The following is a 25,927-nucleotide window of genomic DNA, read 5'->3' as shown; positions in this document are numbered from 1 at the left end:
TGCGATCCCCGATCTGCCAAGGCTGCGCCGTGGATCGCAGCCTTCGGCAGCGACTGCGGTGATTGCGGGTTGTGCAGGTAACGCCAATATTGCGCTTTGAACTCCTGTAGCCCTGCATGGGTCAGCCGTTATGCCCATTCATAAAGCAGGCGCAGACAACCATGCAGATTTCTCTCGCGCATCAGGTCGCCCTGGTCACCGGGGCCAGTTCCGGGCTGGGGGCTGCCAGCGCCCGGGCCCTGGCGGCTGCCGGTGCCTCGGTGGTCCTCAACTACAACTCCCAGGCAGCTCCCGCCCAGGCACTGGCAGACGAAATCAACGCCGCAGGCGGCAAAGCCATTGCCCTGGGGGCCGATGTATCGAAAGAGGCTGAAGTTGAACGCCTGTTTGCACAAACCCTGGATGCTTTCGGCTATCTCGACATTCTGGTCGCTAATTCAGGGCTGCAGAGAGACGCCGCAATCACCGACATGACCCTGGAACAATGGAACACCGTCATCGGTGTCAATCTCACCGGCCAGTTCCTGTGCGCGCGCTCAGCCCTGAAGATCTTCAACCGTCAGGGCGTTCGTGAAGGCGTGTCCTGTGCAGCAGGCAAAATCATTCATATGAGCTCTGTGCACCAACTGATTCCCTGGGCCGGGCATGTGAACTATGCAGCCTCCAAGGGCGGCGTTGAAATGCTGATGCGCAGCCTCGCGCAGGAAGTCAGCGAGCAAAAGATCCGGGTCAACGGCATTGCCCCCGGGGCCATTCGCACGGCAATCAATCGCGACGTGACCCAGGGCGCGGCCGAGAAGCAACTGCTGAAACTGATCCCCTATGGTCGCGTCGGTGAGCCCGGGGATGTGGCCAGCGCGGTGGTGTGGCTGGCCAGCGATGCCTCGGATTATGTAGTAGGGACTACCTTGTTTATCGATGGCGGCATGAGCCTTTATCCGGAGTTCCGTGACAATGGTTAACATCCAGGACGAATTGCAAAGCTCGATCGAGGCACACGGCATTATTGGCGACATGCGCACTGCGGCATTGGTCAATGACCAGGGCAGTGTGGATTTTTTCTGTTGGCCCGAGTTCGACAGTCCTGCCATCTTCTGCTCACTGCTGGACACCCCCCAGGCAGGGATTTTTCAACTGGCCCCGCAGATAGCCGATGCCCGCCGCGAGCAAATTTACCTCCCCGACACCAACGTTTTGCAGACCCGCTGGCTGGCGCCGCAAGCGGTGGTGGAAATTACCGATTTGCTGCCGGTCAGTGACCACGATGATCAACTGCCGCTCCTGATGCGCCGCGTGCGCGTGGTCAGCGGCAGCGCCACCTTTTTGCTGCGCTGCGCGGTTCGCCATGACTACGCCCGCGCGGCCACCAAAGCCCGTGCCGATGGTGAGGATGTGTGCTTCGACGCCGAGGGGCAGCCCGGTCTTCGACTGGCCTCCAGTGTTCCCTTGAAGGTTGCGGATCAAGCGGCCTGTAGCACGTTCACCCTGGCGGAGGGTGAAACGGCCGAGTTTGTACTGGGTGCAGTTGACGATGAGCGGGTGAAAGTGGACGCCAGCGACCTGGCATTACAGCGCACCCTGCAATTCTGGCGGCAGTGGATCGCACAGTCGATCTATCGCGGACGCTGGCGGGAAATGATCAACCGCTCGGCCCTGACCCTCAAGCTGCTGACCTCGCGCAAGGAGGGCGCGATCATTGCGGCCGCCACCTTTGGCTTGCCGGAAACCCCGGGGGGCGAGCGTAACTGGGATTACCGCTATACCTGGATTCGCGATGCGTCCTTCACGGTTTATGCCTTTATGCGCCTGGGCTTTGTCGATGAGGCCAATGGCTTTATGCGCTGGCTGCGTGGCCGGGTAGGGGAGTGCTGCGACCAGCCCCTGAAGCTGAACATCATGTACAGCATTGACGGCCGCAATGATTTGCCCGAGGTAGAGCTGAGCCACTTGTCCGGATACGGCGGCGCCAGGCCGGTGCGGATTGGCAACGGCGCATTTGATCAGGTGCAGCTGGATATTTTTGGTGAGCTGCTGGACGCGGTGTATCTGACCAACAAATACGGCGAGGCCATCAGCCATGAGGGTTGGCAGCATGTGACCCAGATTGTCGATCACGTGTGCGTGACCTGGCAGGAGGAGGATGTGGGGATTTGGGAGATGCGCGGCGAGAAGCATCACTTTTTGCACTCCCGGCTGATGTGCTGGGTGGCGCTGGACCGTGCCATTCGCCTGGCCTCCAAGCGCTCGTTGCCTGCGCCGTTCTCCCGCTGGAACGAGACCCGGCAAGAGATTCACACTGACATCTGGCAGAACTTCTGGAATGCCGAGCTCGGCCATTTTGTCCAGTACAAGGGCGGCACGGCGCTGGATGGTTCGATGTTGTTGATGCCGCTGGTGCGTTTTGTCGCAGCGAAAGATCCGGCCTGGCTGGCGACCCTTGCGGCCATTGAAAAGAGTCTGGTGCGTGATGGCATGGTTTATCGCTATCGCAATGACGACAGTGGCCTGGATGGCCTGCAAGGCACAGAAGGTGCGTTTGCCGCCTGTTCCTTCTGGTACGTGGAATGCCTGGCCAGGGCCGGACAGGTGGAAAAGGCGCATCTGGAATTTGAACAGTTATTGCGTTACGCCAACCCGCTGGGGCTGTATGCCGAAGAGTTCGACCTTTATGCCAGGCATTTGGGCAATACCCCGCAAGCCTTGACCCATTTGGCGTTGATCAGCGCGGCGAGCTTTCTGGACCGAAAGCTCGACCACCAAAAGCCCCAGTGGCAGCCCTGACCCTGTCTTGAAAAGCTCGCTCCTACAGGGTTACGGCCCGCGCTGCACCCAATACCTGTGGGAGCTGGCTTGCCAGCGATGCGGGGCCGGCTTTTAGAAGATGTATTTGCTGGTCAGCATCAGGCTGCGCGGCTCGCCGTAGTAGGTGGTGCTGAAGTTGCCCAGGCCCGACAGGTATTTCTTGTCGAACAGGTTGTTGGCGTTGAGGTTGAAGCTCAGGTGATCGCTGTACTCGTAGCGGGTCATCAGGTTGACCAGCGCGTAACTGTGCTGCTCGATGATGTCGTAGTCACCCTTGGCATCGTTGTAGATCTTGCCGTAGAACGGGCTCTGCCAGTTGACACCACCGCCCACGATAACTTTGTTCAACACCCCCGGCAGGCGGTAGGTGGTAAATACCCGCGCCACGTTTTCAGGCTTGGTGGTTTCCAGCGGGTAGCCGTACAGACGACCGCCATCTGCGGTTTTGGTCTGGGCGTAGGTGTAACCGGCCATCAGGTTCCAGTCCGGCATCAGTTCACCGGCCAGCTCGAATTCGATGCCTTTGGTGGTCGCTCCGTCGACGGACTCATAGTAAGTCTGGTTGGCAGCGTCGATGCCTGCATAGACGGCCAGGTTTTTCTGCTCGGTGCGGAACACCGCGGCACTGGCATTCAGGCGGCCGTCGAAGTATTCACCCTTCAAACCGATTTCATAACTGTTGCCTTCGGTGGGCGCCAGGGTTGTGCCGGACTTGCTGCGCTCGGTGACCGGTTTGTAAATCGAGGTGTAGCTGGCGTACGCCGAGTAGGTGTCGTTCAGGTCATACACCACGCCAGCGTAGGGCGTGACTTTGCCGTGCTGTTTGGAGGTGGTCTTGTTGTCGCTGAAGGTGGGGGTTTGCACGTAGTACGTGCGCGTGTCGTTGTACTGGAAGTCGCTCACGCGGCTGCCGAGAATCAGCGACAGGTCGTCGGTCGGCCTGAAGCGCGCAGCGAGGTAAGCACTGTTCTGGTTTTCGTTGGTCTGGTATTTGCCGTTTTTCGGGAAGTAGGGTTTCGGGTAATCACCCTTCCAGTCAAAGATGCTGCCGGGGACCTTGCCGATTTCACTGGCATCAAAGGTTGCCCCGGTTTGGCGGGAGGTCTGCGAAGTAACACCGACCACCAGTTCATGTTCGCGGCCAAACAGGCTGAAGGGGCCGCTGGCATTGAGGTCGAAGGTATTTTGCACCCGGTGACCTTCCCACTTGCCCCAGTAGAAGAACATGCCGTCGCCGGTGACCGGGTCCGGCATGCCGCCACCGGCCGATCCCAGTTGGGTGTCGTGGTCGTTGGTTTGCTGGGTCAGGCTGCCTTTGACTTTCCATTCATTGGCAAAGCGGTGTTCCAGGGAGGCGAAGGTGGTCTGCGCGACTACATCGCGACGGCTCCAGTCGGTGGCCGGGTTGAACGAGCGACTGAAGTCGGTCTTGCTGTAGTTGGAGAAGTAGTAGGGGTTGCCGGTCCAGGACGAGCCGCGGGGCTTGATGTTCTGATAGTCCATGCCGAAGGTCAGCAGGGTATCGGGAGTGATATCGGCTTCGAGGATGCCGTAGAACACATCATTCTTTTTCGAGTAGTGATCCAGATACGAATCGGCATCCTGATACACCCCGACTAGGCGCCCGCGCACGCTGGCGTCTTCATTCAACGGGCCGGAGATATCGCCTTCGGTTCGGTAGTTGTCCCAGGAGCCTGCGCTGGCAGTCACCGACGCCTTGAATTCGCGGGTCGGTTTTTTGCGGATCAGGTTGACCGTAGCCGAGGGTTCGCCGGAGCCGGACAGCAGGCCGGTGGCGCCTTTGACGATATCAACCCGGTCATACAGGGCCATGTCGACCTTGGTCGCGCCCTCATCGAACACCCCGTCATAGCGGGCGTTCACGCCGTCGTACTGGAAGTTGGTGATGGCGTAGCCGCGGGCCGAATATTCCATGCGGTCGCTGTCGTAGGCCTGGGTCGAAATGCCCGGCGCGTTACGCAGCACATCGCCGATGCTCTGGACCGCCTGATCGTCCATGAGCTGGCGGGTAATTACGGTCACGGTCTGCGGGGTTTCGCGGATCGACAACGGCAGTTTGGTCGAGCTGTTGCTGGCGGCAGTGGTGTAGGACCCAGTGTCCTCTGTGGTCAGCAACGCCCCCTGGCCCTGGCCGGAAATGGTGGTGGCACCCAACTCCAGGCCCTGGCCTTGGGCGACATTGAGAATCAGCGTGTCGCCATTGAGCTGGTATGAAATGCCGCTACCCTGCAGCAGGGCTTCCAGAGCCTTGATCGGCTCCAGTGAGCCCGAGACGGAGTGCGAACTGATCCCCTGTACCTGATCCGGGCTGTAGAGCACTTGCAGACTGGTCTGCTTGCCGAACTCGTTCAGGGCGCTGGCCAGCGGTTGTGCCGGGATATTCAGCACGACCGGCGCGGCCAGAGCCATGGGTGTGCCCAGCAGTGCCGAGGCCAGCAGTGCGCTGCTTAACAGGGTACGGTTCAAATTGGATCGTTGCATTGCGTGCCGAGGCTCCGGGAGGGGAATGATTGATGCGAATAGTTATAAGACGCAGCACGCGGGTTAAACCGGAAACAAGCCACTGAATTGGCTGGATTTGATTTTGCAGAGCAATCCCCAAACCCTGTAGGAGCGAGCTAGCCTCGCGAGCTTTTCAAGATTCCCGCATTCGCTCGGCAATCAATCCGGGCTCGATATAAAGCTCGCGAGGCAAGCTCGCTCCTACAGGGTTATGTTGGGGCAGCTTCTGTGGGAGCTGGCTTGCCAGCGATGCGGGCCCCGGGTTTGTGTCGGAGCCATCGCGAGGCAAGCTCGCTCCTGCAGGGGTATGTGGGGACAGCTTCTGTGGGAGCTGGCTTGCCAGCGATGCGGGCCCGGATTTGTATCGGAGCCATCGCGAGGCAAGCTCGCTCCTGCAGGGCTATGTGGGGACAGCTTCTGTGGGAGCTGGCTTGCCAGCGATGCGGGCCCCGGATTTGTATCGGAGCCATCGCGAGGCACGCTCGCTCCTGCAGGGGTATGTGGGGACAGCTTCTGTGGGAGCTGGCTTGCCAGCGATGCGGGCTCCAGGTTTGTGTCGGAGCCATCGCGAGGCAAGCTCGCTCCTGCAGGGTTACGTGGGGACAGCTTCTGTGGGAGCTGGCTTGCCAGCGATGCGGGCCCGGATTTGTGTCGGAGCCATACAGGGATATGGGTGGCAGGGTCGTTCTATGTATGGAACGCTGAGTGCTATTTATGCTGTCTAGTCTTATGGGTGATACGAATCTATCCTTGTTGCCATGATTTACAGGAGGTGCAACATGAAAAACATTCTGGGTGTCTATACGGCTCCACGTGCGCATTGGGTCGGTGATGGCTTTCCGGTTCGTACGTTATTTTCCTACGACAGCATGGGTGAACACGTCAGCCCGTTCTTGTTACTTGATTACGCCGGGCCTGCGGAATTCACGCCCACTACCGAGCGTCGTGGTGTAGGCCAGCATCCCCATCGTGGGTTTGAGACGGTGACCATCGTCTACAAAGGTGAAGTCGAGCATCGGGACTCCACCGGCAACGGCGGGGTTATCGGCCCCGGTGATGTGCAATGGATGACCGCTGCGTCGGGGATCCTGCATGAAGAGTTCCATTCCGAGGCGTTTGCCCGCAGTGGCGGCACCCTGGAAATGGTGCAGCTGTGGGTCAACCTGCCGGCCAAAGACAAGATGGCCGAGGCTGGCTATCAGGGTATCGTCGACCGGGACATTCCTGAACTGGCGCTCAAGGACGGTGCCGGCCGGCTGCGCTTGATCGCCGGCGAGTTCGACGGCCAGCGCGGCCCGGCCCGTACCTTCACCCCGATCGACGTGTGGGATATCCGCTTGAACGCGGGCAAGTCGACCACCCTCGATCTGCATCAGGGCCGCAACACCATGTTGGTGGTGCTGCACGGTGCGGTTGAGGTCAATGGCCAGGAAGTGGTGCGCGAAGGACAAATGGCGCTGTTTGCCCGCGACGGGTCTCAGGTTCGTCTTGAGGCCAATAACGATGCGGTGCTGTTGATCTTGAGCGGTGAGCCCATCGACGAACCGATTGTGGGGCACGGTCCGTTTGTGATGAACACCGAAGCTGAAATCCATCAGGCCTTCATCGACTTCCAGTCGGGGAAATTTGGCCGGATGCCGGTGTAACAAGCCAGCCGTAGTCGCTGGCGCAGGCTGCGACAAGGGCCGCAGGACCTTCGCTGTTACCAGCAGGTCTTACGCAGTCCATCGCAGCCTTCGGCAGCGACTACGGTCATTTACGGGTTCAGACTCGCTCGAAAATAACCGCTATGCCCTGACCGCCACCGATACACATGGTGGCCAGCGCATAGCGGCCTTTTATCCGGTGCAGTTCGTGGATGGCCTTGGTGGCGATAATCGCGCCGGTGGCACCCACTGGATGGCCCAAAGCGATACCGGAGCCATTGGGGTTGACCCGGGCCGGGTCCATTTCCAGTTCTTGCATCACCGCACAGGCCTGGGCCGCAAAGGCGATATTGGCTTCAATCACGTCCATGTCGCCGATCTTCAAGCCTGCGCGCTTGAGCGCCAGACGAGTCGCCGGAATGGGGCCCAGCCCCATCAGTTCAGGTTCTACCCCGGCGTGGGCATAGGCCACCAGGCGTGCGACAGGCGCGAGGTTGTCAGCCTTGACCGCGGCACCACTGGCCAACACCAGCGCAGCGGCGCCGTCGTTGAGCCCCGAGGCGTTACCGGCCGTCACGCTGCCGTCTTTTTTGAACGCCGGCTTCATTTGCCCAAGCTGTTCCAGGGTGGTAGCCCGCGGGTGTTCGTCAACGTCGAACAAGACGCTGCCTTTGCGGCTTTTAACCTCGACGGCAGCGATCTGGCTGTCGAAATAACCCTGGGCGATGGCGTGGGCGGCACGCTGCTGGTCTGTCAGCGCCAGGGCGTCCTGTACCTCGCGACTGATATGGTTGCGCTGCGCAATATTCTCGGCAGTGATCCCCATGTGAATACCGTGGAACGGGTCGTGGAGAATGCCCAGCATATAATCCTGCACCTGGGCATCGCCCATACGCGCGCCCCAGCGGGCGGATGGCAGCAAGTACGGGCCGCGGCTCATGGACTCGGCCCCGGCGCCGATGGCGAAATCAGCATCGCCGAGCATCAGGGTATGGGCGGCAGAAATGATCGCCTGCAGGCCCGAGCCGCAGAGGCGATTAACGTTGTACGCGGGGGTTTGCTTGGGGATGCCGGCGTTGATTGCAGCCACTCGTGCCAGATAGGCGTCCTGGGGGGCGGTTGGAATCACGTTGCCCATCACCACGTGGCCGATGCGTTGCGGGTCGACCTGGCTAGCGATAAGGGCGGCCTTGACTGCCGTGGTGGCCAGGTCGCACAGGGCAACGTCCTTGAGTGCACCGCCAAAGGTGCCGATGGCGGTGCGCCGGGCGCCCAGGATGAAAATCTCGGAGGTTTGCATGGTAGGTCCTTATTATTTTTCTGACTCGTAACAGACTGGATTATTTCATGGGGCCAGGGGGCACAGAGTAGTCCGTTTGCAGGGTAAATCCGCTCTTCATGGGATGTGGGCCATGAGATGCAGGAGCGAACGTGCCCGATAGCCCTTCGTGCCGGGTTGGAACAGCTCGCGAGCAAGCTCGCTCCTACAGGGGTTTCGGGGTTTTCAGGTGGGGTCAGTGTTGCAGCAGTTTGCGGAACTGGGCCAGAGGCACCGGCCGGCTGTGCAGGTAGCCCTGGTACAGATGGCAACCAATACTCTGCAGAAACTGGAGCTGGGCCGCTTGTTCGACGCCTTCGGCCACCACCTTGATTTTCAGGCTGCGGGCCATGGCAACAATGGCGCGGATGATTTCCGCATCGTTGGGGGCGTTAATGGCGTCGCGCACAAACGACTGGTCGATTTTCAGGGTGTCCACAGGCAGGCGTTTGAGATGGGTCAGCGAGGAGTAGCCCGTGCCGAAGTCGTCCATCGCAAAGCTCACTCCCAACGCGATGAGCGCCTGCATTTTGGCGATGGTGTCTTCCAGATTCTGAATCACGATGCCTTCGGTGACTTCCAGCTTGAGCATCGAGCAGGGCAGGTCATGGTGCAACAGGCTGCGCTTGACCTGTTCTACGAAGTCGCTTTGGCGAAACTGCCGGGGGCTGATGTTGACGCACAGGCTGAATGCCTGGGGGTCGATAAGGCCTTCGCGCAACAATTTGCCGAACGAATGGCAGGCTTCATCGAGAATCCAGGCGCCCACTTCCAGAATCAGGCCGCTGTCTTCGAGGATCTTGATGAAATCGGCCGGGGATTGTGCGCCCAGTTGCGGGTGCTGCCAGCGCAGCAGTGCTTCAGCGCCGACGATGCGGTTTTCCCGGGCGTCGACCTGGGGCTGAAAGTGCAGGCTGAACTCGTTGCGTGCCAACGCTGTGCGCAGGGCGCTTTCCATGTTCATGCGTTCGCTGGCCGCAGCCTGCATGGAAAAATCGAATAGCTGGCTGGTATTACGCCCGCAATCCTTGGCCCGATACAGGGCAATGTCGGCCCGTTTCAGCAGGTCTGTCGCGGTGATCCCATGGTCGGGCAGCAAGGCAATGCCGATGCTGGGGGTTACTTGCAGGCGCTGGCCATCGAGAAACATGGGTTCGGCCAGCAGCTCGCGCAAGGTGTCGGCAGTACGCAGAACATTAAGCGTGACTGCTTGCAGCGAACCCTTGAGACCGGTCAGCAGTACTACAAACTCGTCACCGCCCAGGCGTGCCACGGTGTCTTCGCTGCGGACACTGGCTTCGAGCCGGGCGGTGATGATTTTCAGCACCGAGTCGCCCACCGGATGCCCGAGCGAGTCGTTGATGTGTTTGAAGTGATCCAGATCCAGAAACAACAGCGCCCCGCGCAGATCATGGTGTTCAAGCAGCTCGGTCTGATGGTTCAGGCGCTCCAGCAGCAACGAGCGGTTCGCCAGGTTGGTCAGCGGGTCGTGGTAGGCCAGGTGGCTGGCCTGGGCCTGGGCCGCTTTGAGCTGGCTGATGTCGCGGGCAGTAAGCAACAGGCAGGGGGTGTCATTAAGGGTGATCGGTTCGATGGATATCTCAAGGTTGAGCAGGGCGCCGCGTCTGGAGCGCCCGAGTATTTCCCGGTTGCGGATACGGCCCTTTTCCTTGATCTCGTCGAGTAATGCCTGACGCTGTGAGCTATGCCCCCAGATCCCCAGTTCGTAAGGGCTGCGGCCAATCACCTCGGCGCTGCTGTATCCGGTCAGCCGGCTGAAGCCGTCATTCACTTCCAGATAGTTGCCAGTGGCAAGTTCGCTGATGGTGATGGCATCGGGGCTGGAGTGGAATGCCTTGGCAAATTTGTCTTCGGAGGCGCTCAGGCGTTGTTCGCGCTCCACTTGCTCGGTGATGTCGAGCAAGGTCCCGGCCATGCGCAGGGGCAGACCTTCAGCGTCGCGATAGAGCCGGGCACGACTTTCTATGTAGCGTGAAGTGTCGTTCTCGCCGGGCACCCGATAGGTCAGTTGATAACTCCCGGCGGGGCCTTCGCGCAGTGTGCGATAGGTGTCGCGCATATTGTCACGCTCGGCTTCGGGCACACCGTCGAAGAACGCTTCGAATGACTCGTTGAACGGTTCTGCCGGCAGGCCGTGCAGTTGGGCGGCACGGGCCGAGCCGTAGAGTCTGTCGCTGGGGATATGCCAGTCCCAGGTACCCAGTTGTGCCGAGTCCAGCGCCAGGTCCAGGCGCTCCTGACTGTCGATCAAGGCTTGCTCGACTTCTTTGCTTTTGCGGGTGTCCATGAAGCTACTGACCAGATAGGCCTCGCCCTCCAGTTCGACTTTTTGTGCGCTGAGGATGCCGTCGTGCAGTTGTCCATCACGGCCCTGCAGGCAGACTTCCATACTCACCGAGGCATTTTTGCTGCGTATGTTCTTGATGAATTGTTTGCGCTGCCGGGGATCTGGCCAGATCCCCAGTTCGATGGTCGTACGCCCGATTGCCTGGTTTAACGGCCAGCCCAGCAGGCTCTCGAACCAATGGTTGGCCTCACTGATCAACCCGTCTTCGATGCGCACCAGCAGCACCATGTGGGGCGATAAATGAAAGAGTGTGGCGAAGCGCTGTTCTGAGTTGTTGAGCGCTTGCTGGCGTGTGCGCCGATGGCTTGCATTGTTGATGAGCCCCGTTTCAATGTCCCAGTACCAGGGCTGCGCTGACCCGTTGTTTTGCCTGCCGTGTTCCAGCGATATCGGGTCAACCTCAGTCAAACCGTCTAGGGGGAGGCTGGTATATCTCTGGTATGGCATTGACTGCGATCCTTGGATCTCGATCCATTGAGACGGTTTTGCTTCTGAACCGCTGGAGCGATCTCAGGGTTGCTCACTGTGACCCCTGTCGACCTGGGCATCCAGTAGTTTCATGAAGGCATGTGCGGCATTGGACAGGGTTCTTTCTGTGTGCACGATGTAGCCTAGCTGGCGCGTCAGTTGAATGCCGGGTAACTCGATCGATGCCACTTGCTCATCGAGCATGGTGCGCGGCAGGACGCTCCACGCCAGGCCGATGGAGACCATCATCTTGATGGTTTCCAGGTAGTTGGTGCTCATGGCGATATTGGGCGTCAGGCCCTGGGCTTCAAACAGGCGCTGGACAATATGGTGGGTGAAGGTATTACCGCCCGGAAACACTGCCGGATGGTGGGCAATGTCGGCCAGACTGACCTTCGAACGGCGGGTGAGGGTATGTTCGGGGGCGACTACGAAGTCCAGCGGATCATCCCACACCGGCACGGCGCGAATCAGCGAATGGGGCTCCGGGGCCAGGGTGATGACCGCCAGTTCGGCGCGGCCGTGGAGAATTTCTTCGTAGGCCACTTCTGAATCCAGGAACTGAATATCCAGCGCGACCTTCGGGTAGGTGCGGGTGAACTCGCGCAGCAGGGGCGGCAGGCGGTGCAGGCCAATATGATGGCTGGTGGCCAGAGTCAGGCGGCCACTGACCTCACCGTTGAGGTTGTTCAGCGCCCGGCGGGTGTCGTCCAGGACGTTGAGGATCTGGTAGGCCCGCGGCAGCAAGGCCCGCCCGGCCTCGGTCAGGCTGACTTCGCGGCCCAGCCGGTCGAACAGCCTGAGCTTGAGTTGCTGCTCGATACTGGCGATGCGTTTGCTGATCGCCGGCTGGGTCAGGAACAGGCGTTCGGCAGCCCCGGAGAAGCTCCCGGTTTCAGCAATAGCGATAAAAGCATTGAGATTCGCGAGATCCATCTATTCGAATTCCTGTTGGTTATCCAAAGCATGAAAATTATGAATTTGAGTTATTAACTGTAACGCCATAGGATCGACCTCACAAGCCAAGTGGTTATTGGCACAGAAAAGTAGCTGATGAGGAAACCGTCTGATGGCCGGCAAAACGCTCTACGACAAGCTCTGGGATTCGCATTTGGTCAAGCAGCGCGACGATGGCTCGGCGCTGATCTACATCGATCGTCACATCATTCATGAAGTGACGTCGCCGCAGGCCTTTGAAGGTCTGCGTCTGGCCGGGCGCAAGCCTTGGCGCATCGATGCCAACATCGCGACCCCGGACCATAACGTACCGACCACGCCGGAGCGCAAGGGCGGGATTGAGGCCATTACCGACCAGGTTTCCCGTTTGCAGGTGCAAACCCTCGACGACAATTGCGACGAGTACGGCATCACCGAATTCAAAATGAACGACATCCGCCAGGGCATCGTTCACGTGATCGGCCCCGAGCAGGGCGCGACCTTGCCGGGCATGACCGTGGTTTGCGGTGATTCGCACACCTCGACCCATGGTGCATTTGGCGCATTGGCCCACGGTATCGGCACTTCCGAGGTGGAGCACGTGCTCGCCACCCAGTGTCTGGTGGCCAAGAAAATGAAAAACATGCTGGTCTCGGTTGAAGGTCAATTGCCGTTCGGCGTGACCGCCAAGGACATCGTGCTGGCAGTGATCGGGAAAATCGGTACCGCAGGCGGCAATGGTCATGCCATTGAGTTTGCCGGCAGTGCGATTCGCGATTTGTCGGTTGAAGGGCGCATGACCATTTGCAACATGTCCATCGAAGCCGGTGCCCGCGTGGGTCTGGTTGCAGCGGACGAAAAGACCGTGGCCTATGTCAAGGGTCGCCCGTTTGCACCGAAGGGCGCCGAGTGGGATCTGGCCGTGGAAGCCTGGAAGGATCTGGTTTCCGATGCCGACGCGCATTTCGACAGCGTGATCAAGTTCGATGCGGCGCAGATCAAGCCGCAAGTCAGCTGGGGTACCTCCCCTGAAATGGTTCTGGCGGTGGATCAGAACGTTCCCGATCCGGCGCAGGAAGCTGACCTGGTCAAGCGTGGTTCGATCGAACGTGCCTTGAAGTACATGGGCCTGAACGCCAATCAGGCGATCACCGATATCCAGCTGGATCGCGTGTTCATTGGTTCGTGCACCAACTCGCGGATCGAAGACTTGCGCGCTGCGGCAGTGGTCGCCAAGGGCCGCAAAGTGGCCTCCACCATCAAGCAGGCGATCGTGGTGCCGGGCTCGGGTCTGGTTAAAGCCCAGGCCGAGTCCGAAGGTCTGGACAAGATTTTCCTGGAGGCCGGTTTTGAATGGCGCGAACCGGGCTGTTCGATGTGCCTGGCCATGAACCCGGACCGCCTGGAGTCGGGCGAGCACTGCGCTTCGACCTCCAACCGTAACTTTGAAGGCCGTCAGGGCGCCGGTGGTCGTACTCACCTGGTGAGCCCGGCGATGGCCGCCGCCGCCGCTGTAAACGGTCGTTTCATCGACGTCCGCGAATTGGTTTAAGGAGCTGCGCATGAAAGCTTTTACTCAGCACACCGGGCTTGTCGCTCCCTTGGATCGGGCCAACGTGGATACCGACCAGATCATTCCCAAGCAGTTTCTGAAATCCATCAAGCGCACCGGCTTTGGTCCGAACCTGTTTGACGAGTGGCGCTACCTGGATGTCGGGCAACCGTACCAGGACAACTCCCGGCGCCCGTTGAACAAGGACTTTGTGCTCAACGCCGAGCGTTATCAGGGTGCCAGTGTGTTGCTGGCCCGTGAGAACTTCGGCTGCGGCTCCAGCCGTGAGCACGCGCCCTGGGCGCTGGAAGAATACGGCTTTCGCAGCATCATCGCGCCGAGCTATGCCGATATCTTCTTCAATAACAGCTTCAAAAATGGCCTGTTGCCGATCATTTTGAGCGACGCCGAGGTCGATGAACTGTTTGCCCAGGTCGAGGCCGAGCCGGGTTATCAGCTCAGTATCGACCTTGAGGCGCAAACCGTGACGCGTCCGGATGGCAAGGTGCTGAAATTCGAGATCGATGCCTTCCGCAAGCATTGCCTGCTTAACGGCCTGGACGATATCGGCCTGACCTTGCAGGACGATGTGGCCATCGCCGCCTTTGAAAGCAAGCACCGTGCGAGCCAGCCCTGGTTGTTTCGCGACGCTTGAATCAGCTCGCGAGCAAGCTCGCTCCTACAGGAATCGCGTAATGCCGGCCCTGATCGCTGCTGCAGCGATCAGGGCAGCCCATCAAACAAGGGACTTCAACATGAGCAGCAGCGCCCGTCACAGTCAGGTTGTACAAAAGCAGTTCGGTGAACAGGCCTCGGCCTATCTGAGCAGTGCCGTGCATGCGCAAGGCACCGAGTTCGGCCTGCTACAGGCCGAGCTGTCCGGCAAGCAGGATGCCCGGGTACTGGATCTGGGCTGCGGTGCCGGTCATGTCAGCTTTCATGTGGCGGCGCTGGTTAACGAGGTGGTGGCCTACGACCTGTCGCAGCCAATGCTCGATGTCGTCAGCGCCGCCGCCCAGGATCGCGGTCTGGGCAATATCAGCACCCAGCGCGGTGCGGCGGAGCGTCTGCCGTTTGCCGATGGCGAGTTTGATTACGTGCTCAGCCGTTATTCCGCTCACCACTGGAGCGACCTGGGCCAGGCTTTGCGCGAAGTGCGGCGGGTGCTCAAACCCGGTGGCGTGGCGGCTTTTATCGACGTGATGTCGCCCGGTAGCCCGCTGTTCGATACTTATCTGCAAAGTGTCGAGGTGCTGCGCGATACCAGTCATGTGCGTGATTATTCTGCAGGCGAGTGGCTGCGCCAGGTCAGTGAGGCCGGTTTGCATACCCGCAGCACACAGCGTCAGCGTTTGCGTTTAGAGTTCGGCTCCTGGATTGAGCGCATGCGTACACCGGTGAGCATGAGCGTGGCCATTCGCGAGTTGCAGCAATCCATGGGCACTGAAGTGCGTGATTATTTTGAAATCGAACCTGATGGTTCGTTTAGTACCGACGTATTGGTTCTTTGGTGTGAAAAATAAAAGCACCAGACAATAAAAATTATGGATACCCCTCAGGGGGGATCAACTGACAGGTAGCGAGAGACCCATGAGCAAGCAGATTCTGATTCTTCCAGGTGACGGTATTGGTCCGGAAATCATGGCCCAGGCAGTAAAAGTACTGGAGCTGGCCAATGACAAGTTCCAGCTCGACTTCGAACTGACCCATGACGTGCTCGGCGGCGCAGCCATCGACAAGCACGGCGTACCCCTGGCAGATGAGACCCTGGAGCGCGCCCGTGCCGCCGACGCGGTGTTGCTGGGTGCCGTGGGTGGCCCTAAATGGGACAAGATCGAGCGTGATATCCGTCCTGAGCGCGGCCTGCTGAAAATCCGTGCGCAACTGGGTCTGTTCGGCAACCTGCGTCCGGCCATTCTTTACCCGCAACTGGCAGATGCCTCGAGCCTCAAGCCGGAAATCGTTGCCGGGCTGGATATTCTGATCGTTCGTGAATTGACCGGCGGCATTTACTTCGGCGCCCCCCGTGGCACCCGTGAGCTGGAAAACGGCGAGCGTCAGGCTTATGACACGCTGCCCTACAGCGAAAGCGAAATTCGCCGTATCGCCCGGGTCGGCTTCGACATGGCCCGTGTGCGCGGTAAAAAGCTGTGCTCGGTGGACAAGGCCAACGTGCTGGCTTCCAGCCAGTTGTGGCGCGAAGTGGTCGAGGAAGTGGCCAAGGACTACCCGGACGTCGAGCTGAGCCACATGTACGTCGACAACGCCGCGATGCAGCTGGTGCGTGCGCCCAAGCAGTTCGATGTGATCGTAACCGACAACCTGTTCGGCGATATCCTGTCGGACGAAGCGTCGATGCTGACCGGTTCCATCGGCATGCTGCCGTCGGCCTCCCTGGATGCCAACAACAAGGGCATGTACGAGCCATGCCACGGTTCGGCGCCGGACATCGCGGGGCAGGGCATTGCCAACCCGCTGGCAACCATTTTGTCGGTTTCGATGATGCTGCGTTACAGCTTCAATCAGACCGCCGCTGCCGATGCCATTGAACAGGCCGTGAGCCTGGTTCTGGACCAGGGCTTGCGTACCGGCGACATCTGGTCGGCGGGTTGCACCAGGGTCGGAACGCAGGAAATGGGCGATGCAGTAGTCGCGGCGCTACAGAATCTGTAATCTCTCTGGCCCGTTACTTCCTGTTGGTGGAAGTAACGACCCCACTTTTTGTTAAAGGTGTCGTTGTGATGAAGCGTGTAGGTCTGGTCGGTTGGCGCGGTATGGTTGGTTCTGTGCTCATGCAGCGGATGCTGGAAGAGCAGGATTTCGATCTTATTGAGCCGGTGTTTTTTACTACTTCCAATGTCGGTGGACAGGGTCCGTCTGTGGGCAAGGATATCGCCCCGCTCAAGGATGCTTACAACATTGAAGAGTTGAAAACCCTCGATGTAATCCTGACCTGCCAGGGCGGCGACTACACCACTGAGGTGTTCCCCAAGCTGCGTGAGGCAGGCTGGCAAGGTTACTGGATCGATGCAGCGTCGAGCCTGCGGATGCAGGATGACGCAGTGATCGTTCTGGACCCGGTCAACCGCCGGGTGATTGACCAGCAGCTGGATGCGGGCACCAAGAACTACATCGGCGGCAACTGCACTGTCAGCCTGATGCTGATGGGCCTGGGCGGCCTGTTCGAGGCCGGTCTGGTGGAGTGGATGAGCGCCATGACTTATCAGGCGGCATCCGGTGCCGGCGCGCAGAACATGCGCGAGCTGATCAAGCAAATGGGTTCGACCCACGCTGCTGTGGCCGATCAACTGGCCGATCCGGCCAGCGCCATCCTCGATATCGACCGTCGTGTCGCTGAAGCGATGCGCAGCGACGCGTACCCGACCGAGAACTTCGGCGTGCCATTGGCCGGTAGCTTGATCCCGTGGATCGACAAAGAGCTGCCAAACGGTCAAAGCCGCGAAGAGTGGAAGGCCCAGGCCGAAACCAACAAGATCCTGGGTCGCTTCAAGAACCCGGTTCCGGTGGATGGTATCTGCGTGCGTATCGGTGCAATGCGCTGTCACAGCCAGGCTTTGACCATCAAGCTGAACAAGGATATGCCAATTGCCGACATCGAAGGTCTGATCAGCCAGCACAACCCTTGGGTCAAGCTGGTGCCCAATCATCGTGAAGACAGCATCCAGGAACTGAGCCCTACCCGGGTAACCGGTACCCTGAATGTGCCGGTTGGCCGTCTGCGCAAGCTGAACATGGGTTCGCAGTTCCTCGGTGCGTTCACCGTGGGCGACCAGTTGTTGTGGGGTGCGGCCGAGCCGTTGCGCCGCATGCTGCGGATTCTGCTGGAGCGTTAATCCGCCCTGGTTGCAGCCAGGCCCGCCTCTCGCAAGAGAGGCGGGCTTTTTAATGAGTGGCGCTTTTTACTGCCGCGCTGGCGGGCACTGTCCGTTGCCTGCAAAGGTTGCGCCCGGTACAGTGCCGCTCCCCACGTTTCGCCTGAGGTAGATGCATGAACCAGTCCTTTGATATCGCCGTCGTCGGCGCCACCGGCACTGTCGGCGAAACCATTGTGCAAATTCTCGAAGAGCGCAATTTTCCGGTCGCTGATTTGCATTTGCTGGCCAGCAGCGAGTCAGCCGGGCATTCGGTGCCTTTTCGGGGCAAAAACGTCCGAGTGCGTGAAGTCGATGAGTTTGACTTCAGCAAAGTGCAGCTGGTGTTTTTCGCTGCCGGCCCCGCCGTGACCCTGAGCTTTGCTGCCAAGGCCCGCGCTGGCGGGTGCGCGATTATTGATTTGTCGGGCGCATTGCCCGCGGCCCAGGCCCCGCAAGTGGTGCCCGAGGCCAATGCCCAAGTATTGGCCGGGTTGCCAAAGCCGCTGCAAATCAGCAGCCCGAGCCCGTCGGCAACCGCTCTTGCCGTAGTGTTGGCGCCCCTGCGCGGCTTGCTGGATATTCAGCGGGTCAACGTGACGGCATGTCTGGCAGTTTCTGCCCAAGGTCGTGAAGCGGTTTCCGAGCTGGCGCGTCAGACCACCGCACTACTGAATCTGCATCCGCTGGAGACCAGTTTTTTTGATCGCCAGATGGCGTTTAACCTCTTGGCGCAAGTGGGCAAGCCTGATGCACAAGGTCATGTACCACTGGAAAAACGCCTGGTAACGGAATTGCGTGAAGTGTTGGCTATGCCCGCGCTGAAAGTTTCGGTGACCTGCATTCAAGCTCCGGTATTTTTTGGCGATAGCTTCAGTGTTGCCGTGCAACTTGCCGGGCCGGTGGATCTGGATGCGGTGAATGCGGCGCTTGAAGCCGCTGAAAGTATCGAGCTGGTAGAGGCGGGCGACTATCCTACGGCGGTGGGCGATGCGGTAGGACAAGACGTGGTTTATGTCGGCCGGGTGCGCCATGCTGTAGACGACACTTCTGAACTTAATTTCTGGATGACGTCAGATAACGTAAGAAAAGGCGCCGCTTTGAATGCCGTGCAACTGGCTGAGTTGTTGATTAAAGATATTCTGTAAAAGATACTTGGCGTCAATTTCCAGCAGGGTTCCAGAAGCTATACAGGCCTCGGGGGACGAGGCCTGTACCAATAAGGAAGAGGCTATGCTTCAGGTTCGCAAATTAGTGTTAGCAATCGCCGCCGCTTCGGCGCTGTCATCCGGTATGGCGCAGGCGCTCGGGCTCGGAGAGCTGACCCTGAAGTCGACTCAGAACCAGCCTCTGCTGGCTGAAATCGAGTTGTTGGACGTCAAGGATCTGACCGCTGCTGAAGTGGTGCCGAGCCTGGCACCGCCTGACGAATTCACCAAGGCCGGGGTGCCGCGTCCGGCATTCCTGGATGATCTGCGTTTTACGCCGGTAATCAATGCCAACGGCAAAAGCGTGCTGCGCGTCACTTCCAGCCAGCCTTTGTCCGAGCCCTTCGTAAAGTTTCTGGTGCAGGTGATGTGGCCAAGCGGCCGCTTGCTGCGGGACTACAGCGTATTGCTGGACCCGGCCAAGTTCTCTCCTCAAACCGCTGCGGCTGCCTCTGGCGCGCCTGCAAATGCAGGTCAATACACCACCACGTCCCGTGACACCCTGTGGGAAATCGCGGCCAAGGCGCGCAATGGCGGCTCGGTCCAGCAGACCATGCTGGCGATTCAGGCGCTCAACCCTGATGCTTTTATCAACGGCAACATCAATCGGCTCAAGACCGGTCAGGTATTGCGCATGCCGGATGCCGCGCAAAGTGTCCAGCTGTCCCAAGGCAAGGCCATCAATGAAGTCGCTTCCCAGAATGCCGACTGGCGTAATGGGCGTCGTACCACGCCATTGGCCCAGCAGCTGGATGCGACCGGTCGGCAGCCGGTTGCGGCTACCAGTCCTGCCAAGGCTGGCGGTAGTGACAGCCTGAGCCTGGTTGCGGCGAGCGCTGCCGATGGCAAGGGTGCAGTTGGCGATGCCAAAAATATCAGCGACAAGCTGGCGACGACTCAGGAAGGTCTGGATTCGGCCCGGCGTGAAAATGCCGAGCTGCAAAGCCGGATGCAGGATTTGCAAAGCCAGCTGGACAAGCTGCAACGCTTGATCGAGTTGAAAAACAATCAATTGGCCAAGCTGCAGGCTGACAGTTCGGCGCCAGTCGATCCGGCAGCGGCGATAGCGGTCCCGCTGCCGGGGCAGGCTGTGGACGCTCCGGAAGCTGACATCGCGCCGGCAGATGAAGGTGCGCCGGCGACGGCGGTGCCGCCAGCTCCGGCGCAGGACGATAGTGCCACTCCGCGTGCAGAGCGCAGCATCCAGGACTTGTTGCACAGCCCTTGGCTGCTGGGTCTGGTCGGTGGCGCGGCGGTCTTGTTGTTGCTGCTTGCGCTGCTGCTGGTGCGTCGCCGTAAAGCCCTGCAGGCGGCGCAAAGGCATGCGCGGATGGCCCGTGAGCTTGAGGAAGAGGCCGAGTTCCCATCTGATCTGGACATGCCGCAAAGCAGCTTCGAAGGGCTTGAAGTTCCACCGCCGAGCGTCAAGCTCGAAGCGGCGCCAGCTGCGGCACCAGCTGCGGCAGCACTGGTGGTACCTCCGGTTGCGCCAGTGGTGGTTGCCCAGGCGCTGGTCAGCCCGCAGGCCGATGCATTGGTCCAGGCTGAACAGTTGATTGAGCAGCGTCAGCTCAAAGAGGCCGAGCAACTGCTGGCAGGTGCAATCGAGCAAGAGCCGCAACGCAGTGATCTGCGACTCAAGTTGATGCAGGTCTATGGTGAACTGGGCGAGCGTGATGCCTTTATTGCCCAGGAGCGGCAGCTGATTGCCAACGGCAAGAATCATTCTGAGGTTGAACAGCTCAAGCATCGCTATCCGGCTATGGCACTGGCAGCCGGTATCGCCACGGCTGCGGTTGCTGCGCAATTACAGGCGCAGTTTGTCACAGAGATGATGCGCGATGATCGCGAAGTGGAGCCTGAGCCACAGGCCAGGCCGGCCGTTGACGAGTTCGATCAGGACTTTGATCTGAGTCTGGATGACCTTGAAGCGGCGTCGCCTGCCGAGTTGCCGCCCGAGAAGAAATCCGGTGACGAGCAGAGCTTTGAAGATGTGCTCAAGCAGCAGGCTGAGACGTCGGGTAGCGACATGTCCGACTTCGATCTGGACCTGCCGCCTGATTTCGATTTGTCCCTGGCTGACGAACCGGTTGCGCCGGCCGCTGAGCCGGACAGCTTTGCGCTTGAGCTGGACAAGGTCAATGCGGAGTTGCAGCGCTTGTCCGAAAGCCTTGAGCAGCCATCGATAGTCCCGTCCTTTGCCGACGAACCCGAGTTTGACTTCTTGTCGGGCGCCGATGAAACGGCGACCAAGCTTGATCTGGCCCAGGCGTATATCGATATGGGTGATGACGAGGGTGCGCGGGATATCCTGACCGAAGTTGTCGAGGAGGGTAACCCGGAGCAGCAGGCTGAAGCCCTGGAGCTGTTGTCGCGCTTGCCTTGATCTGCTGTCACCTGTGGGGGCCGGCTTGCCGGCCCTTGATCTGTTAACCCGATGCTGATTTATCTCCGCCATGATTTGTTTCGTGGCGTCTTTGCGGGTGCGCCTTATAATGGCCGACTTTGCGTTTACGAGCAGGCTGTAGCACCTTGGCAAATATAGATAACCCGGCAGCCGAAATGGCCGCCGAAGGCTTTTCCCGAATCGCGCTGGGCGTTGAATACAAAGGCTCGCGCTATAGCGGCTGGCAACGTCAGGCCAGTGGTGTGCTGACGGTCCAGGAAACCCTGGAAAATGCCTTGTCGAAAGTCGCCGCATCTCCGGTTTCATTGCTTTGTGCGGGCCGCACTGATGCGGGTGTACACGCCTGCGGGCAAGTGGTGCACTTTGACACCATGGCCGAGCGCTCCCTGAAAGCCTGGGTCATGGGCGCCAACATCAACTTGCCCCATGACATCAGCGTCAGTTGGGCCAAGGTCATGCCGGCGCATTTTCATGCACGCTTCAAAGCCATCGCCCGGCGTTACCGCTACGTGATCTACAACGATCAGATTCGCCCTGCGCACCTGAATCAGGAAATTACCTGGAACCATCGCCCGCTGGATGTCGAGCGGATGGCCGAGGCCGCGCGCTACCTGTTGGGCGTGCACGACTTCAGCGCTTTTCGTGCGGGTCAGTGCCAGGCCAAATCGCCGGTCAAGGAAATGCATCACCTGCGCGTGACACGTCATGGACAGATGATTGTGCTGGATATTCGCGCCAGTGCTTTTTTGCATCACATGGTGCGCAACATCGCCGGGGTGCTAATGACTATCGGCACTGGCGAGCGGCCGGTGGAATGGATGAAGGAAGTGCTGGAGAGCCGGGTCCGTCGTTCCGGTGGCGTAACAGCGCATCCCTATGGCCTGTATCTGGTGCAAGTTGAATATCACGATGAGTTCCAATTGCCGCAACGTTACATCGGTCCACATTTCTTGACCGGTTTTACCGAACTGGACGGCTGACGCCCGGATGAGCATTTGTTACCATCCGGGGCTTTCGCGTTTCTTGAGGTGTATTCGACATGTCAGCCGTTCGCAGCAAGATCTGCGGTATTACCTGCATAGATGATGCACTGGCAGCTGTTAGTGCCGGGGCTGACGCCATCGGCTTTGTGTTCTACGCAAAAAGTCCGCGGTCAGTAACGGCGCAGCAGGCGCGCGCGATCATTGCCGCCTTGCCGCCTTTTGTGACCACGGTCGGGTTGTTCGTCAATGCCACGGCCTGTGAGCTGAACGAAACACTTGATGCCGTACCGCTGGACTTGCTGCAGTTTCACGGCGATGAAACCCCTGAGCAGTGCGAGGGCTACCACCGTCCCTATATCAAGGCGTTGCGGGTAAAGGCGGGTGATGACATCGCTGGCGCCTGCAAGGCGTATGCCGGTGCCAGCGGTATTTTGCTGGATGCCTACGTTGAAGGGGTGCCCGGGGGAACCGGCCAGGCCTTTGACTGGTCATTGATACCGCAGGATTTGAGCAAACCGATTATCCTCGCAGGCGGCTTGTCTGCCGAGAACGTGGCCCGGGCCATTACTCAGGTGCGGCCGTATGCCGTTGATGTGAGTGGCGGGGTGGAAAAGAGCAAGGGCATCAAGGATCACGACAGGATTCGGGCCTTCATGCAGGCAGTACGGGCAACAAACTGATGCCCGATGTGACGGTTGGCAGTCTGCCACCGTCCATCATTACCGCTGTATAAAGCAGGCGGGCCCGGTGGTTCGACGGGCAGAAATTAAACTGGCGGCCGCTATGGGGCGTGTTGTCGGGAAGGCTGAGGGTCCGGGGGTTACGCTGGTTTGCCATGTGCTGACCGCTTCTCCCCGGTAATCATCGCCGCATACCTAATGAATTTAGCTCAAGGGCATACACGGGGCCTGAACCCAAGCGTTCTGGCCACCGGTACTGGAGAAAGAAAGCATGAGCAACTGGTTGGTAGACAAGCTGATTCCTTCGATCATGCGTTCCGAGGTCAAAAAGAGCTCGGTACCTGAAGGCCTGTGGCACAAATGCCCGTCTTGCGACGCTGTGCTTTATCGTCCGGAGCTGGAAAAGACCCTGGACGTTTGCCCCAAATGTAATCACCACATGCGCATCGGCGCACGTGCCCGCATCAATATCTTCCTGGATGTCGATGGTCGTAACGAACTGGGCGCCGATCTGGAGCCTGTAGACCGTCTGAAATTCCGTGACAGCAAGAAGTACAAGGACCGTCTGGTCGGTGCGCAAAAGCAGACCGGCGAAAAAGATGCCCTGATCTCCGTGAGTGGCACCTTGCTGGGCATGCCGGTGGTAGTGTCTGCGTTTGAGTTCTCCTTCATGGGCGGCTCGATGGGCGCCATCGTTGGCGAGCGTTTTGTACGTGCCGCCAACTATGCGCTGGAAAACCGCTGCCCGATGGTCTGCTTCGCAGCCTCCGGTGGTGCGCGGATGCAGGAAGCCCTGATCTCCCTGATGCAAATGGCCAAGACCTCTGCGGTACTGGCGCGTCTGCGCGAAGAAGGCATTCCGTTTATCTCGGTCTTGACCGATCCGGTCTATGGCGGCGTTTCGGCCAGCCTGGCGATGCTCGGCGATGTAATCGTGGCTGAGCCTAAAGCCCTTATCGGCTTTGCCGGCCCGCGTGTAATCGAGCAGACCGTTCGTGAAAAACTTCCAGAAGGCTTCCAGCGCAGCGAGTTCCTGCTGGAGCACGGTGCAATCGACTTGATCATTGCCCGCCAGGAACTGCGCCCGCGTCTGGGTAACCTGCTGGCACAAATGATGGGCCTGCCTACGCCTGTGTTCGTGGCGCCGCCTGTTGAAGCAATCGTTGTTCCGCCGGTACCTGCAAACATATGACTGAGCGCACCCTTGGCGAGTGGCTCGCCTATCTTGAACAGCTGCATCCATCTGCCATCGACATGGGCCTGGATCGCGCGCGCGAGGTAACGAACCGCATGGGCCTGCAAAAGCCCGCGCCTCGGGTGGTGACGGTTACTGGCACCAACGGCAAGGGTTCGACCTGTGCGTTTGTAGCGTCCTTGCTGCGGGCGCAAGGTCTGAAAGTGGGGGTTTATAACTCTCCGCATCTGCTGCGCTACAACGAGCGTGTACAGATCGACGGCGCCGAGGTCTCGGACGAGCAGCTTTGCGAAGCCTTCAGCGCTTTGGAAGCTGGCCGGGGCCAGACTTCACTGACCTATTTCGAGATGGGCACGCTGGCGGCTTTCTGGCTGTTCGAGCGTGCGCAACTTGACGCCGTGGTGCTGGAAGTCGGTCTGGGCGGGCGACTGGATGCGGTCAATCTGGTAGATGCCGACCTGGCACTGGTCACCAGTATCGGTGTGGATCACGTGGAATACCTTGGTAATACCCGTGAATCCGTGGCTTACGAAAAAGCCGGCATTTTTCGCCCGGGCAGGCCTGCTCTTTGTGGCGACTTGAACCCGCCTCAACCCTTGCTCGACAAGGCTGCAGAGTTGGGTTGCCCGCTGTTTGTACGTGGTCGTGACTTTGACCTGGGCACTGCTGACAGCGTCTGGCACTGGCAGGGCCGGGATGCGGCAGGGCAGGTGGTGGAGTTGCGCGACTTGCCGCTGCTGGATTTGCCGATGGAAAACGCGGCACTGGCGTTGCAGGCTTATGCATTGACAGGTCTGCCGTGGCAGCCTGAACGAATTATTGAAGCGTTACAGGGTACGCAAGTGACCGGTCGGCTGGATCGTCGGCAGTTCAACTGGCACGGAAAAACCTTGAATATGCTGCTTGATGTGGGCCATAACCCCCATGCAGCGGAGTATCTGGTCAAGCGTCTGCAGCAGCGTCCGATAGCGGGCAGGCGTCTGGCGGTATTCGGCCTGCTGGCCGACAAGGACCTGGATGGCGTAGTGTCACAGCTCGCGCCAGTGGTCGCACATTGGGCGGTAGCACCGTTGAATACCGGGCGGACCCGGCCGGCGGCTGAGCTTCAGGGCTCGCTGCAGGATCTGGGGGCTCGGGTCTCGGTTTTCGCCAGTGTCGAGGCGGCACTTGAGGCACAGTGCGAGCAGGCCACCGGGCAAGACGAAATTCTGTTGTTCGGATCATTTTATTGCGTCGCTGAAGCGCTCGAGTGGTTGCAGCGGCGTGCCACGGAGGAGGCTGCAAATGGCTTTGCTGGATAAGGTATACAAGCAGCGGATGGTGGGCGCCCTGGTACTGGTGGCGCTGGCCGTGATCTTCTTGCCGATGCTGTTCTCGCGCGAAGATGAGCAGCGCCAGATTCAGGTCGATGCACCGACTGCACCCCAGATGCCGGTCATGCCCGAGGTCAAGGTAGAGCCGGTTGCGGTGCCCGAGCCGCAGGTAATCGCTGAAGAGCCTGCACCGCCTAAGCAGGAAGTCGTCACGCAGCAGGCACCGGCAGCTGCGGTGGCAAAACCTGTGGTTGCGGCGCCAAAACCACCGGCTGTCACGCCGGCTCAAACGGTTGCGCAGGCACCTGCCAAGCTCGATACCACGCAAAAACGTCTCGATCCTAACGGCTTGCCCATTAGCTGGTCGGTGCAACTGGTCAGTCTGTCCAATCGTGCAAGCGCTGATAACCTACAGAAAACCCTTAGAAATCAAGGTTATAACGCTTATGTCCGATCTTCGGGCGGGATGAATCGGGTTTTTGTCGGTCCATTGCTTGAGCGTGCAGAGGCCGATCGCCTGCGCGATCTGCTCGGCAAGCAGCAAAATCTCAAGGGTTTTGTGGTGCGCTTTCAGCCTGAGCGTGGCTGAGTCGGTAAAAAGGTGTCACCTGATTGCCAAAGCACTGATAAATCGCCTTACCTGAGCGGCGGCGCTC

General features: G+C 59.5%; 19 protein-coding genes. 15 read left to right on the top strand and 4 right to left on the bottom strand.

Annotation, left to right across the window (positions count from 1 at the left end; translation table 11 throughout):
* The first annotated feature begins 161 nt into the window (after positions 1 to 161).
* Together JQ848_RS13355 and JQ848_RS13350 are read left to right on the top strand one after the other, a co-directional pair.
* Positions 162 to 962 carry a glucose 1-dehydrogenase gene (locus JQ848_RS13355; RefSeq protein WP_003446188.1) on the top strand — a complete coding sequence of 267 codons (801 nt, stop codon included), beginning with the start codon at positions 162 to 164 and terminating at the stop codon, positions 960 to 962.
* Entirely contained in the window at positions 955 to 2,781 is a 1,827-nt protein-coding gene (locus JQ848_RS13350) for a glycoside hydrolase family 15 protein (RefSeq protein WP_202211299.1), read from the top strand. Before JQ848_RS13355 ends, JQ848_RS13350 begins: the two co-directional genes overlap by 8 nt.
* Positions 2,782 to 2,874: 93 nt before the next feature.
* On the opposite strand, the gene JQ848_RS13345 is transcribed toward JQ848_RS13350, so the two are convergent.
* A complete protein-coding gene (locus tag JQ848_RS13345) occupies positions 2,875 to 5,304 on the bottom strand; it encodes a TonB-dependent siderophore receptor (protein ID WP_202210821.1) in 2,430 nt (809 codons plus the stop codon).
* Between the two features lie 800 nt (positions 5,305 to 6,104).
* Here JQ848_RS13345 and JQ848_RS13340 point away from each other — a divergent pair.
* Complete coding sequence (locus JQ848_RS13340; protein WP_003446176.1) at positions 6,105 to 6,971, top strand: pirin family protein; 867 nt, start codon at positions 6,105 to 6,107, stop codon at positions 6,969 to 6,971.
* A 118-nt stretch (positions 6,972 to 7,089) separates the two neighbouring features.
* On the opposite strand, the gene JQ848_RS13335 is transcribed toward JQ848_RS13340, so the two are convergent.
* The 3 genes from JQ848_RS13335 to JQ848_RS13325 all read right to left on the bottom strand — a co-directional run bounded on the left by JQ848_RS13335 (position 7,090) and on the right by JQ848_RS13325 (position 12,061).
* Entirely contained in the window at positions 7,090 to 8,271 is a 1,182-nt protein-coding gene (locus tag JQ848_RS13335) for an acetyl-CoA C-acyltransferase family protein (RefSeq protein ID WP_010656920.1), read from the bottom strand.
* 214 nt (positions 8,272 to 8,485) lie between these two features.
* The gene (locus JQ848_RS13330) at positions 8,486 to 11,104 is read right to left on the bottom strand and encodes a sensor domain-containing protein (protein WP_202210820.1); all 2,619 of its coding nucleotides are present in this window, start codon (positions 11,102 to 11,104) and stop codon (positions 8,486 to 8,488) included.
* A 63-nt stretch (positions 11,105 to 11,167) separates the two neighbouring features.
* Positions 11,168 to 12,061 (bottom strand): LysR family transcriptional regulator, encoded by an 894-nt coding sequence (locus JQ848_RS13325; RefSeq protein ID WP_003446171.1) that lies wholly within the window; start codon positions 12,059 to 12,061, stop codon positions 11,168 to 11,170.
* A gap of 133 nt (positions 12,062 to 12,194) precedes the next feature.
* Between JQ848_RS13325 and leuC the strand changes: the two genes are divergently transcribed.
* The 12 genes from leuC to JQ848_RS13265 all read left to right on the top strand — a co-directional run bounded on the left by leuC (position 12,195) and on the right by JQ848_RS13265 (position 25,860).
* Entirely contained in the window at positions 12,195 to 13,613 is a 1,419-nt protein-coding gene (gene leuC, locus JQ848_RS13320; RefSeq protein ID WP_003446169.1) for a 3-isopropylmalate dehydratase large subunit, read from the top strand.
* Between the two features lie 10 nt (positions 13,614 to 13,623).
* Positions 13,624 to 14,268 carry a 3-isopropylmalate dehydratase small subunit gene (gene leuD / locus JQ848_RS13315; RefSeq protein ID WP_003446167.1) on the top strand — a complete coding sequence of 215 codons (645 nt, stop codon included), beginning with the start codon at positions 13,624 to 13,626 and terminating at the stop codon, positions 14,266 to 14,268.
* 100 nt (positions 14,269 to 14,368) lie between these two features.
* The gene (locus JQ848_RS13310) at positions 14,369 to 15,136 is read left to right on the top strand and encodes a class I SAM-dependent methyltransferase (protein WP_202210819.1); all 768 of its coding nucleotides are present in this window, start codon (positions 14,369 to 14,371) and stop codon (positions 15,134 to 15,136) included.
* 67 nt (positions 15,137 to 15,203) lie between these two features.
* On the top strand, positions 15,204 to 16,286 hold the full coding sequence (leuB, locus tag JQ848_RS13305; RefSeq protein ID WP_003446163.1) for a 3-isopropylmalate dehydrogenase: 1,083 nt from the start codon (positions 15,204 to 15,206) through the stop codon (positions 16,284 to 16,286).
* A gap of 68 nt (positions 16,287 to 16,354) precedes the next feature.
* Positions 16,355 to 17,467, top strand: a complete 1,113-nt coding sequence (gene asd / locus JQ848_RS13300) for an aspartate-semialdehyde dehydrogenase (protein ID WP_202210818.1) — start codon at positions 16,355 to 16,357, stop codon at positions 17,465 to 17,467.
* A gap of 155 nt (positions 17,468 to 17,622) precedes the next feature.
* The gene (locus tag JQ848_RS13295) at positions 17,623 to 18,633 is read left to right on the top strand and encodes an aspartate-semialdehyde dehydrogenase (RefSeq protein WP_161720115.1); all 1,011 of its coding nucleotides are present in this window, start codon (positions 17,623 to 17,625) and stop codon (positions 18,631 to 18,633) included.
* A gap of 85 nt (positions 18,634 to 18,718) precedes the next feature.
* A complete protein-coding gene (locus tag JQ848_RS13290) occupies positions 18,719 to 21,079 on the top strand; it encodes a FimV/HubP family polar landmark protein (RefSeq protein WP_127196446.1) in 2,361 nt (786 codons plus the stop codon).
* Between the two features lie 176 nt (positions 21,080 to 21,255).
* Entirely contained in the window at positions 21,256 to 22,080 is an 825-nt protein-coding gene (truA, locus tag JQ848_RS13285; protein ID WP_003446150.1) for a tRNA pseudouridine(38-40) synthase TruA, read from the top strand.
* 59 nt (positions 22,081 to 22,139) lie between these two features.
* Positions 22,140 to 22,763, top strand: a complete 624-nt coding sequence (locus tag JQ848_RS13280) for a phosphoribosylanthranilate isomerase (protein WP_003446148.1) — start codon at positions 22,140 to 22,142, stop codon at positions 22,761 to 22,763.
* A 271-nt stretch (positions 22,764 to 23,034) separates the two neighbouring features.
* A complete protein-coding gene (accD, locus tag JQ848_RS13275; RefSeq protein ID WP_003446146.1) occupies positions 23,035 to 23,955 on the top strand; it encodes an acetyl-CoA carboxylase, carboxyltransferase subunit beta in 921 nt (306 codons plus the stop codon).
* Positions 23,952 to 25,259, top strand: coding sequence for a bifunctional tetrahydrofolate synthase/dihydrofolate synthase (gene folC, locus JQ848_RS13270; RefSeq protein WP_202210817.1), 1,308 nt, complete (start codon positions 23,952 to 23,954; stop codon positions 25,257 to 25,259). Before accD ends, folC begins: the two co-directional genes overlap by 4 nt.
* Positions 25,243 to 25,860 carry an SPOR domain-containing protein gene (locus JQ848_RS13265; RefSeq protein WP_202210816.1) on the top strand — a complete coding sequence of 206 codons (618 nt, stop codon included), beginning with the start codon at positions 25,243 to 25,245 and terminating at the stop codon, positions 25,858 to 25,860. The genes folC and JQ848_RS13265 overlap by 17 nt, the downstream gene beginning before the upstream one ends.
* Positions 25,861 to 25,927 lie beyond the last annotated feature (67 nt).

The sequence above is a fragment of the Pseudomonas paraversuta genome (assembly GCF_904067025.1).
Lineage (GTDB): Bacteria > Pseudomonadota > Gammaproteobacteria > Pseudomonadales > Pseudomonadaceae > Aquipseudomonas > Aquipseudomonas paraversuta.
This window is presented reverse-complemented; position numbering and strand designations above follow the sequence as displayed.

What these genes read in the sequence shown, in the direction of transcription:
- JQ848_RS13345 (WP_202210821.1), bottom strand. Translation starts at nt 5,304, where the DNA reads ATGCAACGATCCAATTTGAACCGTACCCTGTTAAGCAGCGCACTGCTG.
- leuB (WP_003446163.1), top strand. Translation starts at nt 15,204, where the DNA reads ATGAGCAAGCAGATTCTGATTCTTCCAGGTGACGGTATTGGTCCGGAA.
- asd (WP_202210818.1), top strand. Translation starts at nt 16,355, where the DNA reads ATGAAGCGTGTAGGTCTGGTCGGTTGGCGCGGTATGGTTGGTTCTGTG.
- accD (WP_003446146.1), top strand. Translation starts at nt 23,035, where the DNA reads ATGAGCAACTGGTTGGTAGACAAGCTGATTCCTTCGATCATGCGTTCC.
- folC (WP_202210817.1), top strand. Translation starts at nt 23,952, where the DNA reads ATGACTGAGCGCACCCTTGGCGAGTGGCTCGCCTATCTTGAACAGCTG.
- JQ848_RS13280 (WP_003446148.1), top strand. Translation starts at nt 22,140, where the DNA reads ATGTCAGCCGTTCGCAGCAAGATCTGCGGTATTACCTGCATAGATGAT.
- truA (WP_003446150.1), top strand. Translation starts at nt 21,256, where the DNA reads ATGGCCGCCGAAGGCTTTTCCCGAATCGCGCTGGGCGTTGAATACAAA.
- JQ848_RS13330 (WP_202210820.1), bottom strand. Translation starts at nt 11,104, where the DNA reads ATGCCATACCAGAGATATACCAGCCTCCCCCTAGACGGTTTGACTGAG.
- JQ848_RS13310 (WP_202210819.1), top strand. Translation starts at nt 14,369, where the DNA reads ATGAGCAGCAGCGCCCGTCACAGTCAGGTTGTACAAAAGCAGTTCGGT.
- JQ848_RS13265 (WP_202210816.1), top strand. Translation starts at nt 25,243, where the DNA reads ATGGCTTTGCTGGATAAGGTATACAAGCAGCGGATGGTGGGCGCCCTG.
- leuD (WP_003446167.1), top strand. Translation starts at nt 13,624, where the DNA reads ATGAAAGCTTTTACTCAGCACACCGGGCTTGTCGCTCCCTTGGATCGG.
- JQ848_RS13355 (WP_003446188.1), top strand. Translation starts at nt 162, where the DNA reads ATGCAGATTTCTCTCGCGCATCAGGTCGCCCTGGTCACCGGGGCCAGT.
- JQ848_RS13290 (WP_127196446.1), top strand. Translation starts at nt 18,719, where the DNA reads ATGCTTCAGGTTCGCAAATTAGTGTTAGCAATCGCCGCCGCTTCGGCG.
- JQ848_RS13295 (WP_161720115.1), top strand. Translation starts at nt 17,623, where the DNA reads ATGAACCAGTCCTTTGATATCGCCGTCGTCGGCGCCACCGGCACTGTC.
- JQ848_RS13325 (WP_003446171.1), bottom strand. Translation starts at nt 12,061, where the DNA reads ATGGATCTCGCGAATCTCAATGCTTTTATCGCTATTGCTGAAACCGGG.
- JQ848_RS13350 (WP_202211299.1), top strand. Translation starts at nt 955, where the DNA reads ATGGTTAACATCCAGGACGAATTGCAAAGCTCGATCGAGGCACACGGC.
- JQ848_RS13340 (WP_003446176.1), top strand. Translation starts at nt 6,105, where the DNA reads ATGAAAAACATTCTGGGTGTCTATACGGCTCCACGTGCGCATTGGGTC.
- JQ848_RS13335 (WP_010656920.1), bottom strand. Translation starts at nt 8,271, where the DNA reads ATGCAAACCTCCGAGATTTTCATCCTGGGCGCCCGGCGCACCGCCATC.
- leuC (WP_003446169.1), top strand. Translation starts at nt 12,195, where the DNA reads ATGGCCGGCAAAACGCTCTACGACAAGCTCTGGGATTCGCATTTGGTC.